The sequence below is a fragment of the Clostridium sp. C105KSO13 genome, assembly GCF_001517425.1.
Lineage (GTDB): Bacteria > Bacillota > Clostridia > Lachnospirales > Lachnospiraceae > Muricomes.
The window spans coordinates 12,888-28,231 of record NZ_FBWL01000158.1 but is presented as its reverse complement, the minus strand read 5'-3'; the positions used below and the strand labels follow the sequence as shown (position 1 = coordinate 28,231).

General features: G+C 45.6%; 11 protein-coding genes. 4 read left to right on the top strand and 7 right to left on the bottom strand.

What is annotated here, in order from left to right; translation table 11 throughout:
- The first annotated feature begins 53 nt into the window (after window positions 1-53).
- On the top strand, window positions 54-611 hold the full coding sequence (gene raiA / locus BN3456_RS05860; RefSeq protein ID WP_089983211.1) for a ribosome hibernation-promoting factor, HPF/YfiA family: 558 nt from the start codon (window positions 54-56) through the stop codon (window positions 609-611).
- A 62-nt stretch (window positions 612-673) separates the two neighbouring features.
- On the opposite strand, the gene BN3456_RS05855 is transcribed toward raiA, so the two are convergent.
- Entirely contained in the window at window positions 674-1,336 is a 663-nt protein-coding gene (locus BN3456_RS05855) for a YigZ family protein (RefSeq protein WP_089983210.1), read from the bottom strand.
- A 203-nt stretch (window positions 1,337-1,539) separates the two neighbouring features.
- Between BN3456_RS05855 and BN3456_RS05850 the strand changes: the two genes are divergently transcribed.
- Window positions 1,540-4,125 (top strand): PBP1A family penicillin-binding protein, encoded by a 2,586-nt coding sequence (locus tag BN3456_RS05850; protein WP_089983209.1) that lies wholly within the window; start codon window positions 1,540-1,542, stop codon window positions 4,123-4,125.
- Between the two features lie 152 nt (window positions 4,126-4,277).
- On the opposite strand, the gene BN3456_RS05845 is transcribed toward BN3456_RS05850, so the two are convergent.
- The 4 genes from BN3456_RS05845 to ftsH form a co-directional block, all read right to left on the bottom strand.
- A complete protein-coding gene (locus BN3456_RS05845) occupies window positions 4,278-5,213 on the bottom strand; it encodes an ROK family glucokinase (protein WP_089983208.1) in 936 nt (311 codons plus the stop codon).
- A gap of 43 nt (window positions 5,214-5,256) precedes the next feature.
- The gene (hprK, locus tag BN3456_RS05840) at window positions 5,257-6,186 is read right to left on the bottom strand and encodes an HPr(Ser) kinase/phosphatase (RefSeq protein WP_089983207.1); all 930 of its coding nucleotides are present in this window, start codon (window positions 6,184-6,186) and stop codon (window positions 5,257-5,259) included.
- Window positions 6,152-8,083 carry an excinuclease ABC subunit UvrC gene (gene uvrC / locus BN3456_RS05835; protein WP_089983206.1) on the bottom strand — a complete coding sequence of 644 codons (1,932 nt, stop codon included), beginning with the start codon at window positions 8,081-8,083 and terminating at the stop codon, window positions 6,152-6,154. Before uvrC ends, hprK begins: the two co-directional genes overlap by 35 nt.
- 84 nt (window positions 8,084-8,167) lie before the next feature.
- Entirely contained in the window at window positions 8,168-10,132 is a 1,965-nt protein-coding gene (gene ftsH / locus BN3456_RS05830) for an ATP-dependent zinc metalloprotease FtsH (protein WP_089983205.1), read from the bottom strand.
- 177 nt (window positions 10,133-10,309) lie between these two features.
- On the opposite strand from ftsH, the gene BN3456_RS05825 reads away from it, so the two are divergent.
- Both BN3456_RS05825 and BN3456_RS05820 read left to right on the top strand, forming a co-directional pair.
- Window positions 10,310-11,788 (top strand): DUF1846 domain-containing protein, encoded by a 1,479-nt coding sequence (locus BN3456_RS05825; RefSeq protein ID WP_089983204.1) that lies wholly within the window; start codon window positions 10,310-10,312, stop codon window positions 11,786-11,788.
- 78 nt (window positions 11,789-11,866) lie between these two features.
- The gene (locus tag BN3456_RS05820; RefSeq protein WP_089983203.1) at window positions 11,867-13,471 is read left to right on the top strand and encodes a CTP synthase; all 1,605 of its coding nucleotides are present in this window, start codon (window positions 11,867-11,869) and stop codon (window positions 13,469-13,471) included.
- Window positions 13,472-13,602: 131 nt separating this feature from the next.
- Here BN3456_RS05820 and BN3456_RS05815 read toward each other — a convergent pair whose 3' ends face one another.
- Both BN3456_RS05815 and BN3456_RS05810 read right to left on the bottom strand, forming a co-directional pair.
- The gene (locus tag BN3456_RS05815) at window positions 13,603-14,145 is read right to left on the bottom strand and encodes a phosphatase PAP2 family protein (protein WP_089983202.1); all 543 of its coding nucleotides are present in this window, start codon (window positions 14,143-14,145) and stop codon (window positions 13,603-13,605) included.
- 11 nt (window positions 14,146-14,156) lie between these two features.
- Window positions 14,157-15,293, bottom strand: a complete 1,137-nt coding sequence (locus BN3456_RS05810) for a peptidoglycan DD-metalloendopeptidase family protein (protein WP_089983201.1) — start codon at window positions 15,291-15,293, stop codon at window positions 14,157-14,159.
- Window positions 15,294-15,344: the final 51 nt, after the last annotated feature.

Genomic DNA, 15,344 nt, shown 5'->3' with positions numbered 1-15,344 from the left:
ACAGACAAGATTTTTATTCCGCCTGTATAATATGAACAAAGGAGTTGATCATCATGAATTTTATTATTAGCGGAAAGAACATTGATGTAACGCCAAGCCTTAAAGACACTATCGAAAGTAAATTGGGAAAACTCGAAAGATATTTTACTCCTGAAACAGACATTATCGTAACCCTCAGTGTGGAAAAGGAAAGACAAAAGATTGAGGTAACTATTCCTGTAAAAGGGAATATTATCCGCTCCGAGCAGACAAGCAGTGATATGTATGTATCCATTGACCTTGTAGAGGAAGTTATTGAACGTCAGCTTCGCAAGTATAAAAATAAACTGATTGCCAAAAATCAGGGACACCCCACAGCGGCCACCGGCGGAAGCAATTTTAAGAAAGAATTCTTCGAATCGGAGAATGAAGGCCAGCAAGATGAGGAAATCCGTATCGTAAGAACTAAGCGTTTCGGGATTAAGCCAATGTACCCGGAAGATGCATGCATTCAGATGGAGTTGCTGGGGCATTCTTTCTTTGTATTCAGCAACGCAGAGACAGACGAGGTAAATGTAGTATACAAGAGAAAAGACGGCTCCTTTGGATTGATTGAACCTGAATTCGATTAATATTCAAAAAAGAGACAGGTACCTTTGAGTTTATAGGTACCTGCCTTTTAATATCCTCATTTTCATTTCTGAGCTGCCTGTTCAAAAGTTTTTATCTCAGTTCCTAGCTGTGCATACCAGTACTCTCCTTCTTTCCTGATATCACTCTTTCCGTTGGTCTCGTCTATAATACTTGCAGAGACCTTGTCTGCCTCATGCAGAGGAACCATAATTTCCATCTCGACTTTTTCTGTGTACTCTGTCCCAAGGGGGACCAGCCCCCTATCTGCAATAAAATACTGTATCTTTCCCAATTCTGTATAATCCATTGTTATTTTCAGTTTTACCCCGTGAATTCTGGTAATAATTATACTATGTGCAAGACTTTCACAGGCTGCAGCCGTATATGCCCTTACAAGGCCACCGGTGCCAAGCAGTGTCCCTCCGAAATAACGGGTCACCACAATCAGTACGTTACACAAGTTCTGTCCTCTGAGCACCTCCAAAATGGGTTTCCCTGCAGTGCCTCCCGGCTCGCCGTCATCACTGAAGCGTTCCAGCATGCCCGCTGTCCCTATGATGCAGGCCCAGCAGTGATGTTTTGCATCCCGGTATTGCTTCTTTACATGCTCCAGGCAGTCCGGGATTTCCTCCTCGGAGGTTACAGTAAATACATCGGCAATAAATCGCGACTTTTTTTCGACTATTTCCGCACTTCCACCCTGGTATACTGTTTTGTAATCCATTGACCTACCTCGTTTTCTGTATTTCCGACACCTGTGGATTGCAGCACACTGGTATCAGTATATATACAACAATACATCAAATTTATGAAAAACCGCAAGACTTTATTAAGATTCTTTTAGAAATGTGAACTTTTCTATTTTTTCTTTATTTAAGCAGGCAAATTTGTTATAATAGGTAGAATGAATAAAGGAGGATATTATTCATGAACTTTGGAAAAGAAAATCTCACGAAAAAGAAGAAAGATATCTCTTCAAAAAAAAATATGAAAAAAAAGCGGGTGGGAGTCCGACTATTCAAAGCCATCATTATCTGCCTGCTGCTGATAATTGTAATCGGCGCCGCCGGTGCCGGCCTATTTGTTAAGAAAATCATAGACAACACTCCAAAGGTCACCCCTGCCGATGTAAGGCCTTCCGGAGCTACTTCTTTTGTCTATGCCGAGGATGGTACAATGCTGGACACGTTTTTGCAAAAAGGGTCCAATCGTATTTATAAAAATTACGATGATATTCCCATTAATCTTACCCATGCCTTCGTGGCAATAGAAGATGAACGTTTCTACCAGCATAACGGTATTGACATGCAGGGTATTTTGAGAGCCGGAGTCGTTGGACTGACGTCCGGAAACTTTTCAGAGGGTGGAAGTACACTGACACAGCAATTAATCAAGAACAATGTCTTCCCTAACTTCACAGAAGAAAAGACCTTCTATGACCGTTTGGAAAGGAAACTTCAGGAGCAGTATCTTGCCGTGAACATCGAGAAACAGATGAGCAAGGAAGAAATTGTGGAATCTTACATGAACACCATCAATCTTGGGCAGAACTGCCTGGGGGTACAGACGGCTGCAAAGAGGTATTTTGGCAAGGATGTGTCGGAACTGAATCTTTCGGAGTGTGCAGTTTTAGCAGGAATTACACAGAGTCCTTCTGATTATGATCCGGTTACACACCCGGAGGATAATAAAAAGCGCCGGGATAAAGTCTTGAAGAATATGCTCAAGCAAAAATATATCACCCAAAAGGAATATGATGAAACCGAGGCCGACCCCGTATATGACCGAATTCAGGCGACGGCACAGGAAACTACGACCGATACGCCCAATTCCTACTTTATAGATGAACTGGCACAGCAGATTATCAAAGATCTCCGGGAACGGAAGAACTATACGGAGACACAGGCCTACAATGCTCTTTACAGCGGCGGTCTTAATATTACCGCCACACAGGACCCTGCCATTCAGCAGATTTGTGATGAAGAGGCGGCTAATCCCGCTAATTATCCTTCCACTGTGGAATATGGACTGGAATATGCCCTTACTATCACACGGGCAGACGGTACTTCAGAAAACTATAGCAAGGAAATGCTTGCAGAATACATCAAAGTTGCCTGGGGAAGAGAATTTCCTCTTGTTTTCTCCTCACCGGATGAGGCTAATCAGGCCATTGCAGAATACAAAGGCACATTGAACATTGTCGAGGGAGACACTGTCAATGAGACAATTGATATCACACCACAGCCACAGATTTCAGTAGTCGTGATGGAGCAGTCCACGGGTCAGGTCAAGGCTATCGTGGGAGGGCGCGGTGAAAAGACAACCAATCTTTCGCTGAACCGTGCAACCGATTCTACGAGACAGCCTGGTTCCTGCTTTAAGATTGTTTCCACCTATGCACCTGCGCTGGATTCCGGCAAATACACTCTGGCCAGCACTATATTGGACGAGCCGTATGCCTATGCAGACGGCAAGCCAGTCAACAACTGGGATAACAAATACATTGGCAATACGAGAGTAAGGTATGCAATCGAACACTCCATGAATATCTGTGCAGTGAAAACTCTGACAGATATTGGTCTTCAAACCGGCTTTGACTCTCTGCTCAACTTCGGCTTTACCTCACTTGTAAATTATGATGATCCCAATTATCCTAACTATACCGATGTAGCGCAGGCTACTGCGCTGGGAGGAATTACGCGGGGTGTATATAACCTGGAAATGACCGCTGCATATGCGGCAATTGCAAACAACGGCACCTACACAGAACCCATTCTATACACAAAGGTTCTGGATCGTGACGGGAATGTCCTTTTAGACAACACTTCCCCCGCCACCCATCAGGTGATCAAGGACTCCACGGCTGCACTTCTTACCAGTGCAATGCAGGATGTTATTAATCAGGGAACCGGTACTACGGCAAAGCTTAACAATATGCCGGCAGCAGGAAAGACCGGTACTACAGAGAACAGCACAGACCTCTGGTTATCAGCCTACACACCGTACTATACCTGCTCTGTATGGACCGGATTTGACTCTAATAAGCCAATGGAAGGCTGGGCATATGCGTCACAAAACTGGCATGAGGTTCTCTGGAAAAGTATTATGGACAGAGTACATGCGGATCTCCCATATAAGGACTTTACGATGCCTACTTCTGTCGAGCAAAAGACTGTATGTACCATAACCGGGCTTCTTGCAACTTCAAGCTGTCCTCCGCTAACGGAATATTTTGCCCAGGGAACTGCTCCCACGCAGAGCTGTCCCGGCCATGTGGTAGAAAGACCGTCAGAGAAAACTACGGATGATGAAAGCAAAGAAAAGCCCAAAGATGAAAAGGACGAAAACTCCCCGGAGAATCCCGAAGAGGGCAGCGAAACGCCCGATACAGAAAAACCCAATCCGGAGGAGGACGGCGACACTGAGCCAGAAAAGCCGGATGACAGCAGTACACCTGATCCCGGGAACTCAGGTGGCGGTGAAGAAGGCGGCGATGCTGAAACAGCACCATAATCCCGACTCTCAGATGATTTTAACTAGAAGAAAGTGGCAAAGAAGATGTCAATTTTTCTCATCTTCTTTGCCACTTTTTTATTCCCGCAAGCAACGAGTCAAGCGGAAATGCCAGCATTTCCATTTGGTATTGTTGTGCCGGTCTAAAGAGATTAGCCTTCTATAATCATTTTAGCTGAGCCACAAATCCCGGCATCATTCCCAAGAGTTGCCAGCGCAAATCTTACATCCTTTATAGCAAAAAAAGCGCTCTCACGATACGGCTCTTGTATAAAAGGAATCAGTATCTCCCCAGCCTTAGATACACCGCCTCCAATGACAAAAACCCCCGGGTCCACTGCTGTTGCCATCCTTGCAAGTGCATGTCCCAGATAACGTCCAAACTCCTTTGCTACTTCCACCGCAACAGCATCTCCTGCCTTTACGGCATCAAACACGGCTTTGGCAGTCACGGTGCTTTCTGTCAGCATGGTGTTTCTTTTGTCTATTTCCAGCTTTCTTTTTGCCAGCCGCACAATTCCTGTGGCGGAGGCATATTGTTCCAGACAGCCGTAATTTCCACAGCCGCACTGTTCTGTTTCCGCGTCATTCACGTGCATATGCCCGATTTCCCCGGCTGCACCGTGAGCACCGTTTACAATCCGGCCTTCCGAGACAATACCGCTGCCCACGCCTGTGCCCAGTGTCACCATGATTAGATTTTTCTCTCCGAGACCGCCGCCTTTCCACATTTCCCCCAATGCGGCTACATTTGCATCATTTCCAAACAGTGCTCTTAGTCCTGTGAGATGTTCCAGTTCGTTTTTTGCTTCCTTATATTCCCAGCCAAGATTCGCGCTGCCGTGGACTACTCCGTCATCACTGACAGGTGCGGGCACTCCCACGCCTACACCCAGGACCGCGTCCATGGGAATTTCTCTTTCTTTCATTTTTTTAAGGATAGAGGACGCAACATCCGGGAGGATGGCTTCGCCTTCATTTTCCGTACGGGTTACAATCTCCCATTTGTCAAGAATTTTCCCCGTTTCTTTAAACATTCCCATCTTTACTGTTGTTCCGCCGATGTCTACGCCAAAACAATATTTCATAGTTCTTCTCCTGATCTTCTGTACTTTTTTCTGCCCTAATGTGCTATTTGTTTTTATTCAGGTTCTCCTGCACCCGTTTATATAGTGCCTGTGCTGCATTGTACCCCATCTGTTTCTGTCTGTGGTTTACAGCTGCAGACTCTACAATAATCGCAAGATTACGTCCCGGACGCAGTGGAATCCTATGGCAGACCACCCGATTTCCCAAAAACTCTGTATACTCTTCCTCCAGTCCAAGCCGGTCATATTGTTTATCTCTATCCCATTCCTCAAGGGTAATTACAAGATCTATATTCTGTGTCTCTCTAACACTCTGTACACCGAACATAGATTTCACATCTACAATGCCAATTCCTCGAAGTTCTATAAAATGCCTGGTAATATCAGGCGCCGCGCCTACAAGAGTAACGTCACTTACTTTTTTAATCTCTACCACGTCATCGGATACAAGACGGTGTCCTCTCTTAATAAGCTCCAGAGCAGCCTCGCTTTTTCCTATTCCGCTCTCTCCCATTATCAGAACCCCTACACCATACACATCCACAAGTACACCATGGATAGATATACAGGGAGCAAGTTCTACATTCATCCAGCGGATAATCTCCCCCATGAAAGAGGATGTGGCTTTTGAGGTGCCAAAAACAGGAACTTTGTATTGCACGGCTTTTTCCAGAAGGACCTTCTCCGGTTCTAAATCTCTGCTGAATATAATACAGGGAATCTGGTTGCGGAGAAGCTCATCATACATTTTATTTTTTTTCTCTTCGGACAAAGTCTCCAAGTATGTGTACTCCACATATCCGATGATCTGAACCCTGTCAGAATCAAAATGTTCGAAAAATCCAGCCAGCTGCAGTGCAGGCCTGTTAATGTCCGGAATATTAACCTCTTTGCCAGTCAAATCCACCTCCGGAGTCAGATTCTTCAAATCCATAGTTTCAACAATTTTTTGTAATTTCACGCCTCGTCCCATTGCGTTCTCCTTTTCTATGTTTTTCAGGTACAGCATCTTTTTTCTGCTCATGGAAAAACTGATGCACTGCCTCTGCTGCCTTTCCATTCATGGACGGTACCGCAGCCAGCTCTTCCACTGTTGCAGCCCTTATGGCATCCAGATTCATATAATGGCGCATGAGCGCCTTGCGGCGGGCCGGTCCTATTCCGTCAATATCATCTAAAATGGAGTGTACCTGTCCCTTTCCCCTGAGCTGTCTGTGATATTCTATGGCAAATCGGTGGGCTTCATCCTGAATTCTTGTGATTAGCCGGAAGGCCTCAGAGGATTTGTCAATAGGAATCTCTTCATTGTGGTAATACAGTCCCCTGGTTCTATGGTAATCATCTTTTACCATGCCACACACCGGAATATTAAGATGGAGTTCCTCCAGTACCTGCAGAGCTACATTCACCTGTCCTTTTCCTCCATCCATAAGAATCAGGTCAGGAAAAGCAGTAAAGCTTCCCAGATTCTTGTTCTCTTCTCTCTCTCGCAGTCCGTGGGTAAATCTCCTTGTGAGTACCTCCCGCATGCTACCGTAATCATCTGCTCCCTGGATTCCTTTAATCTTAAACTTCCGGTAATCGTTTCTCTTAGGTCTTCCCCTTTCATATACAACCATAGAGCCGACAGACTCAAACCCATTGGTATTGGAAATGTCAAAAGCCTCCATACGGCTGATATCTTCCACCTCTAAAAGTTTCTCGATTTCTTTCACCGCTCCGATAGTCCTGCCTTCTTCCCTCTTCAGTCTTTCTTTATCCTTGCTCAGCACAAGGCTGGCATTATCTGCAGCCAGTTCCACAAGCTTTTCTTTTGTCCCTTTCTTTGGAACTCTGATAGACACCTTTTGTCCCCGCTTTGCACTCAGCCACTCTTCCAGAACATGCACATCATCCGGTTCTTCAGGGAGCATCAGCTCTCCGGGAATAAACGGAGTGCCGGCATAATACTGTTTAATAAAACTGTCCAGAATCTCAACAGCCGGTTCATCCTTTGTGATGCGGAGATAAAAATGATCTCTGCCGATAAGTCTTCCTCCACGGATAAAGAAGACTTGAACTACGGCGTCCTCCTCCTTTGATGCCACTGCCAGGACATCCCTGTCCTCCCCGCTGCTGTCCGTAATCTTCTGCTTCTGCGCCACCTTCTTCACACTGTCCATAAGTTCCCGGTATTCAATGGCCTTTTCAAACTCCAACTCCTCTGAAGCCTTATGCATTTTGGATTCCAGGTCCTTTATAACGTCATCAAAATTTCCGTTTAAAAAACGAAGGACCTCCTGTACAGACTTGCCATATTCCTCCTGGGAAACATACCCCTGACACGGGGCATCACACTGCTTGATGTAGTAGCTCAGACAGGGACGCTCCTTTCCTGTATCTCTTGGCAGATTGCGGCTGCAGTTTCTTATATGGTACAGTTTATGCGTCAGGTCAATTGTATCCCTAACCGCCTGTGCGCTCGTATAAGGCCCGAAATACCTGGACTTATCTTTCTGCATCTTTCTGGCCAGCATCACCCGGGGAAAAGGCTCATTTACTGTTACCTTAATGAACGGATAGGCCTTATCGTCCATCAGCATGGTATTATACTTTGGCCTGTGCTCTTTGATCAGATTGCATTCCAGAACAAGTGCTTCCAGCTCCGAATCCGTCACGATGTACTCAAACCGACGAATATGAGTGACCATCTGCTCTATCTTAACCCCCTTATTCCTGCTGCTCTGGAAATACTGACGAACTCTATTCTTCAGGCTGATGGCCTTGCCTATATAAATGATGTTGTCCTTCTCATCATGCATAATATAAACCCCGGGTCTTCCGGGGAGTTTTTTTAATTCTTCCTGTATGTCAAAATTATACGTATCCATATCTGTATTATAATTGTTATCCCAAATAATTGCAACGCGAAATCGAGTCTGTCCCCTTGAATTGTTACAAGTAAAGCCGGTTGATTAATCAACCGGCTTCATGGAAACCCGTACTTCTTTTTTCGGTTCCGCTCCTTCTTCTGGTTCTTCGATTCCTTTTACTTCGCGGAAAATCTTCATGAATTCTTTTCCTGTGATTGTTTCCTTTTCTATCAGGAAGTCCGCTATCTTATCCAGAGCCTCTCTATTTTCACTCAGGAGACTCTTTGCCTCCTCATATGCTTTCTTAAGCATCTTCATAACTTCTGTGTCGATCTCGCCCGCCGTTGCATCTCCGCAGTTCATAACCGGACGTCCGTCCAGATAGCGGTTTTGAATAGATTCAAGTCCAATCAGACCAAACTTGTCGGACATACCATACTGGGTAATCATAGCTCTTGCAATCTTGGTGGCCTGTTCAATATCATTGGAAGCACCTGTCGTTACGGTATCAAATACGATTTCCTCGGCGGCACGCCCTGCAAGCGCACCCACCAGCATAGCCTGTAGTTCCTTCTTGGTATTAAGGAACTTCTCTTCCTCCGGAGTCTGCATTACATATCCGAGTGCGCCCATGGTCCTGGGCACGATTGTAATCTTCTGTACCGGTTCTGCATCTTTCTGAAGGGCTCCTACCAACGCATGACCCACCTCATGATAAGATACGATTCTTCTCTCCTCTGTACTCATGATGCGGTCTTTCTTCTCTTTGCCAACCAGCACAACCTCTACTGCCTCAAACAAATCTTTCTGACGCACTACTTTCCTTCCATGCTTTACAGCATTGATGGCGGCTTCGTTAATCATATTAGCCAAATCGGAACCTACAGCCCCTGAGGTTGCCAGGGCAATTGCTTCCAAATCTACGCTCTCATCCATCTTTACATCTTTAGAATGTACCTTCAAGACATCTACACGACCCTTTAAATCCGGCTTATCCACAATAATACGCCTGTCAAAACGGCCGGGACGCAGAAGTGCGGGATCCAGCACTTCCGGACGGTTTGTGGCAGCCAGCAGCAGTAATCCTTTGTTGGTATCGAATCCGTCCATCTCAGCCAGAAGCTGATTCAGCGTCTGCTCACGCTCATCATTTCCACCGCCCATTGCAGTATCACGTGACTTTCCTATTGCGTCAATTTCATCGATAAATACGATACACGGTGCCATCTGCTGTGCCTGCTTAAACAGGTCACGGACACGGGAGGCACCTACGCCTACATACATCTCGACGAAAGCGGAACCTGACAGAGAAAAGAACGGTACCTTAGCCTCTCCGGCCACTGCTTTTGCAAGCAGTGTCTTTCCTGTTCCCGGAGGTCCCACCAGCAATGCTCCTTTCGGGAGTTTGGCACCGATTCCTGTATATTTCCCTGGATTGTGCAGAAAGTCCACTACTTCCTGCAGTGATTCTTTTGCCTCATCCTGGCCCGCCACATCCTGGAAAGTGACGCCGGTCTCCTTTTCTACGTAAACTTTTGCGTTACTTTTGCCGATTCCCATCATACCGCCGCCTTTTGACATGCGCTTCATCAGGAAATTAAATAAAACAAGCAACATGATAATGGGGAGAATTACTGTAACAAATATCTCGAAGATCATAGACGATGCGGTGTCAGGAATCTTCTGTTCATATTCCACCCCTGCCTTATACAGGCGGTCCGATAATGTATCATCTTTCACAACACCGGTGTAATAATCCGGCTCTTTCTCTCCGGTTCTCTGCTCGATCTGTGCGACGAGGTCTGTGGCAGTACCTTTCTTCTCGGCAGCTCTTGCTTTGTCTGTAAGGGTAATATAAATCTTTGTTGAATCGATGGTGACCTTATCCACCTCTTTGTCATCCACCATCTGAAGAAATTTACTATAACTGATTTCATCAGGGGTCTTATCCTGCATCATAGAATACAGACCCATTACTATAAAAACGGTCAGTAGTGTGGTAATAAAAATAATACCCCACCCCTGCCGGTTATTCTTGGGATTATTATTTCTGTTTTGATTATCCATTCTTCGCCTCCTAAAATCCACTACCTTCATTATAAGTACAGCCACCCTATAAATCAATAAAAAGATTATGAAAATATTGTAAACACAAGGCGCTTTATAGTATACTAGGTAAGAATATGTAATGGTTTAGCCAAGTTGAGCTGATAGCTGAACCGTTAAAGGAAAAGGAATAATAAAATGAAAATAGGATTTGACAACGAAAAATACTTGACTATGCAGTCAGAACACATCCGTCAGCGGATTGACCAATTTGACAACAAACTTTACCTTGAATTTGGAGGGAAATTATTCGACGACTATCATGCAGCCAGGGTGCTGCCCGGTTTTGCGCCCGACAGTAAGCTCCGCCTTCTAGAGCAACTTGGAAGTCAGGCAGAGATTGTCATCGTCATCAGTGCAAAAGACATTGAAAAGAATAAAGTCCGCGGAGATTTAGGGATTACCTATGACCTGGATGTCCTGCGTCTTATGGATTCTTTCCGCGACAACGGCCTATATGTGGGCAGCGTTGTCATCACCCAATACTCAGGCCAGGAAAGTGCAGCGCTTTTTAAACACCGTCTGGAGAATTTGGATATCCGTGTTTATATGCACTATAACATCAACGGTTATCCATCCAACACCCCACTGATTGTCAGTGATGAGGGCTACGGTAAAAATGATTATATTGAAACAACACGTCCTCTGGTCATCATAACCGCCCCCGGTCCGGGAAGCGGCAAAATGGCAACCTGCCTTTCTCAGTTATATCATGAGCATAAACGTGGAATCCATGCGGGGTATGCCAAATTTGAAACATTTCCCATCTGGAATCTTCCACTGAAACATCCTGTCAATCTCGCTTATGAGGCAGCCACTGCAGATTTGAATGATGTGAATATGATTGATCCTTTCCATTTGGAAGCATATGGTATTACAACAGTAAATTATAACAGGGATGTAGAAATCTTTCCGGTGCTGAATACTATTTTCAAAAAAATCTATGGCAAGAGTCCCTACAAATCTCCTACCGATATGGGGGTCAATATGGCGGGAAACTGTATTTGCGACGATGAAGTCTGCCGTGAAGCATCGCGGCAGGAAATTGTCCGGAGATATTTTACTGCGCTTGGCCGTCTGTTGAAAGGGACATGCTCAGAGAAGGAGGTTCAGAAATTGGAGTTACTGATGAATCAGGCTAATGTAACTGTGCAGGACCGGCAGGTAGTCGGAGAAGCGCTTAAGCGCGCCAGGGAAACTCGTGGTCCTGCCGCTGCCATGGAATTGGACGACGGCCGCATTATAACCGGCAAGACCTCCAACCTGCTGGGGGCCTCCGCTGCACTGCTTCTCAATGTACTAAAGGAGCTGGCCGGCATTGACCATGAGCTGCACGTGATTTCTCCGGAGTCCATTGAACCGATTCAGAAATTAAAAGTAGATTATCTTAAAAGCAAAAATCCCAGACTGCATACAGATGAGGTTCTGATTGCACTGTCCACAAGTGCCGCCGGAAATCACGATGCGAGAAAAGCCTTGGAACAGCTTCCGAAATTAAAAGGCTGTCAGGCCCACACTTCTGTTATGCCCTCAGACGTGGATATCAAGCTTCTTAAAAAGCTCGGCGTACAGCTTACCTGTGAGGCTGTTTACGAGACAGATCATATTTACCATTAGAAAAAGCTGTATTTTTTCTCGGAATTGGTGTATACTCTTTAAGTATTTTTTTAATGTTCATTACTAAAGGAGGAACGTATGGCAGTAAAATATGTATTTGTCACCGGTGGGGTTGTTTCTGGTCTGGGAAAGGGTATCACTGCCGCATCACTGGGCCGTCTGCTGAAGGCGCGCGGATATACGGTGACCATGCAGAAGTTTGATCCCTACATCAACATTGATCCCGGAACCATGAACCCGGTACAGCACGGAGAGGTATTTGTAACAGACGACGGAGCGGAAACAGATCTGGACCTGGGACATTATGAACGTTTTATTGATGAGAGTCTCACAAAGAATTCAAATGTCACAACGGGAAAGATTTACTGGTCTGTCCTGCAGAAAGAGCGCCGGGGCGATTTCGGCGGAGGAACCGTACAGGTCATTCCCCACATCACAAATGAAATCAAAAGCAGATTTTACCGCAATCCGGCTGCTGCCAAAACAGAGATTGCTATCATAGAAGTGGGCGGAACCGTCGGAGATATTGAGAGTCAGCCTTTTCTCGAGGCCATACGCCAATTTCAGCATGAGAAAGGGTTCGAGAATGTTATTTTGATACATGTAACTCTGATTCCTTATCTGAAAGCCTCCCAGGAAATGAAGACTAAGCCAACCCAGGCAAGTGTAAAAGAGCTGCAGGGAATGGGAATCCGGCCGGATATCATTGTCTGCCGCTCGGAATACCCGCTGGATAATACCATGAAAGATAAGATTTCCCTCTTCTGTAATATCCCGGCAAAGCATGTTTTACAGAACCTGGATGTGGAATATTTGTATGAAGCACCTCTTGCCATGGAACGTGAAAATCTAGCCCAGGTAGTGTGTGAATGTCTTCATCTCGACTGCCCCAAACCGGATCTGGAAGACTGGACAGAGATGGTGGATAATCTCCGCCACCCTACCCAGGAAGTAACCGTTGCACTTGTAGGTAAATACATTCAGCTTCATGACGCTTACATAAGCGTGGTGGAAGCATTGAAGCACGGAGGCATCTACAGTCATACTACGGTCAATATTAAGTGGATTGACTCCGAGACAGTTACCCCCGACAACGCAGCTGATTTGTTCCGGGATGTCAGCGGAATACTTGTACCGGGAGGTTTCGGTGACAGAGGCATTGACGGCAAAATAGAATCCATACGATACGCACGCACTCACAATATTCCATTCCTCGGCCTGTGCCTCGGAATGCAGCTTGCCATCGTAGAATTTGCACGAAATGTTCTCGGCTACAGTGATGCACACAGCATGGAACTAAATCCAGACACGACCCACCCTGTGATTCATATTATGCCGGATCAAGTTGGTATTGAAGACATCGGCGGAACTCTTCGACTAGGTGCCTATCCCTGCGTTTTAAAGAAAGAATCCAAAGCTTACACATTATATGGCACAGAGGAAATCAAAGAGCGCCACCGTCACCGCTATGAAGTAAATAACGACTATAGGGAAGCTCTGGAGGATCACGGCATGATCCTCTCCGGACTTTCACCTGACGGACGCATTGTAGAAATGATCGAGATACCAAAACATCCCTGGTTTATTGCCACACAGGCCCACCCAGAGCTGAAATCCCGGCCAAACCGCCCCCATCCGCTATTCAAAGGATTTGTGGAGGCCGCGGTGGCAAAGGGCGTCTGACACTTTAGTAAAAGGGGTCAGTCCCTTTTGCAGCTCGTTTTCAGAATATTCTTAAGATTTATAGAGATCGATAGTGTTTCGTCTCATTGGCTTCCCCGCAAGCTATTGGGGAACGTTAATGAGACAGTACGCTAGGCAGAGTAATCTGTATCAGATTTGATTTTCCGGTCTATGTATTCAACAAGGCGCAGGGCTGCCCATGCAGCCAAAATGCCGATTGCCGCACCTGCCAGGACGTCCGTCGGATAATGCACTCCTACGTACAGACGGGAAAAGGCAATCAGGGCAGCCAGCACAACTGCCGGTATTCCCCACTTTTGAGGCAGCCTCAGAAAATATACGGAAGCTGCGGCAAAAGAAGCACATGCATGGCCTGAAGGAAAAGAAAAATCACGCTGTCTTGCAATCAAAAGTTTCAATCCCTCCACAGTTTCATACGGGCGTACTCTCGCCACTACATTTTTCAATACCAAATTTGTTATTAAAAACCCTACGGCCATCGCCAGCAGCGCGGTAATTCCAATCTTCCTCGTTCTCTTCGGGAACAACAGCAATGCAGAAACCATCAGCCAGAACCATCCCTCATTTCCCAGTGATGTTATGAACACCCAAAAAGGAGTCATCCAGTCCTGTCTGATATGTTCCTGTATAAAAAGTAAAATATTTCCATCCATTTTAAATTCTCCTAAAAAGGGGCGGCCCTCTTGCGATCCGCTTCGGGATCTTTTATCTGATATTTACGATACCATTCTTTACTTGCATCGTTTCTTAGTACTTCAGACCTGTTCTGTGACAGGAACCTGACCAGAGGATAGACATCCACCCATATCTCATGGTTTCCTTCTCTCTGTGATTCATCGAATATAAGCTGCAGTCCGAAATGCAGGTGATAGATGTCAATGTTGTTGACGTTTTCCTTCGTACTGTACCCGGTTCTTCCCATATATCCGATGACGTCCCCGGCCTGCACTACATCTCCCTCTTTCAGCGATTCTGCAAAGGGGATGTTCTGCCTTAGATGAGCATAATAGAAGTATTTCTTCCCGTCAAAGCTGCTGATTCCAATCCGCCATCCACCGTACTGATTCCACCCCAGAACCTTTACATAGCCAGTTTGTACACAAATCACCGGCGTACCGACCTGGCCCATCATGTCATGTCCTAAATGGTTTCTCCGGTAACCATAACTTCTGGATACGCCGAAATCATCAAAATCAGAATAGGGAAATCCTTTGGCAATCGGTCCAAACGCCTTTAGCCCGTAACGCTTTTTCCATATCTGCTTTTCCGCTTTCTTAACGGGTGCGGTCTCCCCAGCAGTCTCTTTTGTCTCAACGGCTTCCTCAATCTCATATTCTCCTACCATGCCATCCAGCACCGTACCATATGCTTCATGATAATATGGATAATACTGCATATCTGCAGTCAGCTTTTCCATTGTTACATCACCTGAAAGAAGCTTTTCGGCCACTTCTGACATATCTTTTTCTTTGTATCGGGTAAAATCTCCCCCATATTTTGCTCCCAAATAGGCCAGAAGTTCCACCCAGTCCAGGTGTACATCTTCCATGTAAGTTTCCACATCATATGTATAGGCCCGATTCAAAGCCTCATAAGTAACATTAAATTCCACCCATTTAATAAAATCCTTTTTCTTCTCCGGGGTTCCTGTAGAGCCGGTATCTTCCTCTGATAAAAGGTCGGCTTTCGTCTCCCTGTCTTCAAAAACGGAATGATTTTTGCTCTGCCAGACACCCAGCACAAGAAGCAGCAACAGTATTTCTGCCATAATCCCAATAGGGGAAATGATATGTTTGCGCATGTACAGGCTCCTGATAAATCAACTCTTAATAGTCTATGCATAAGGAACGCA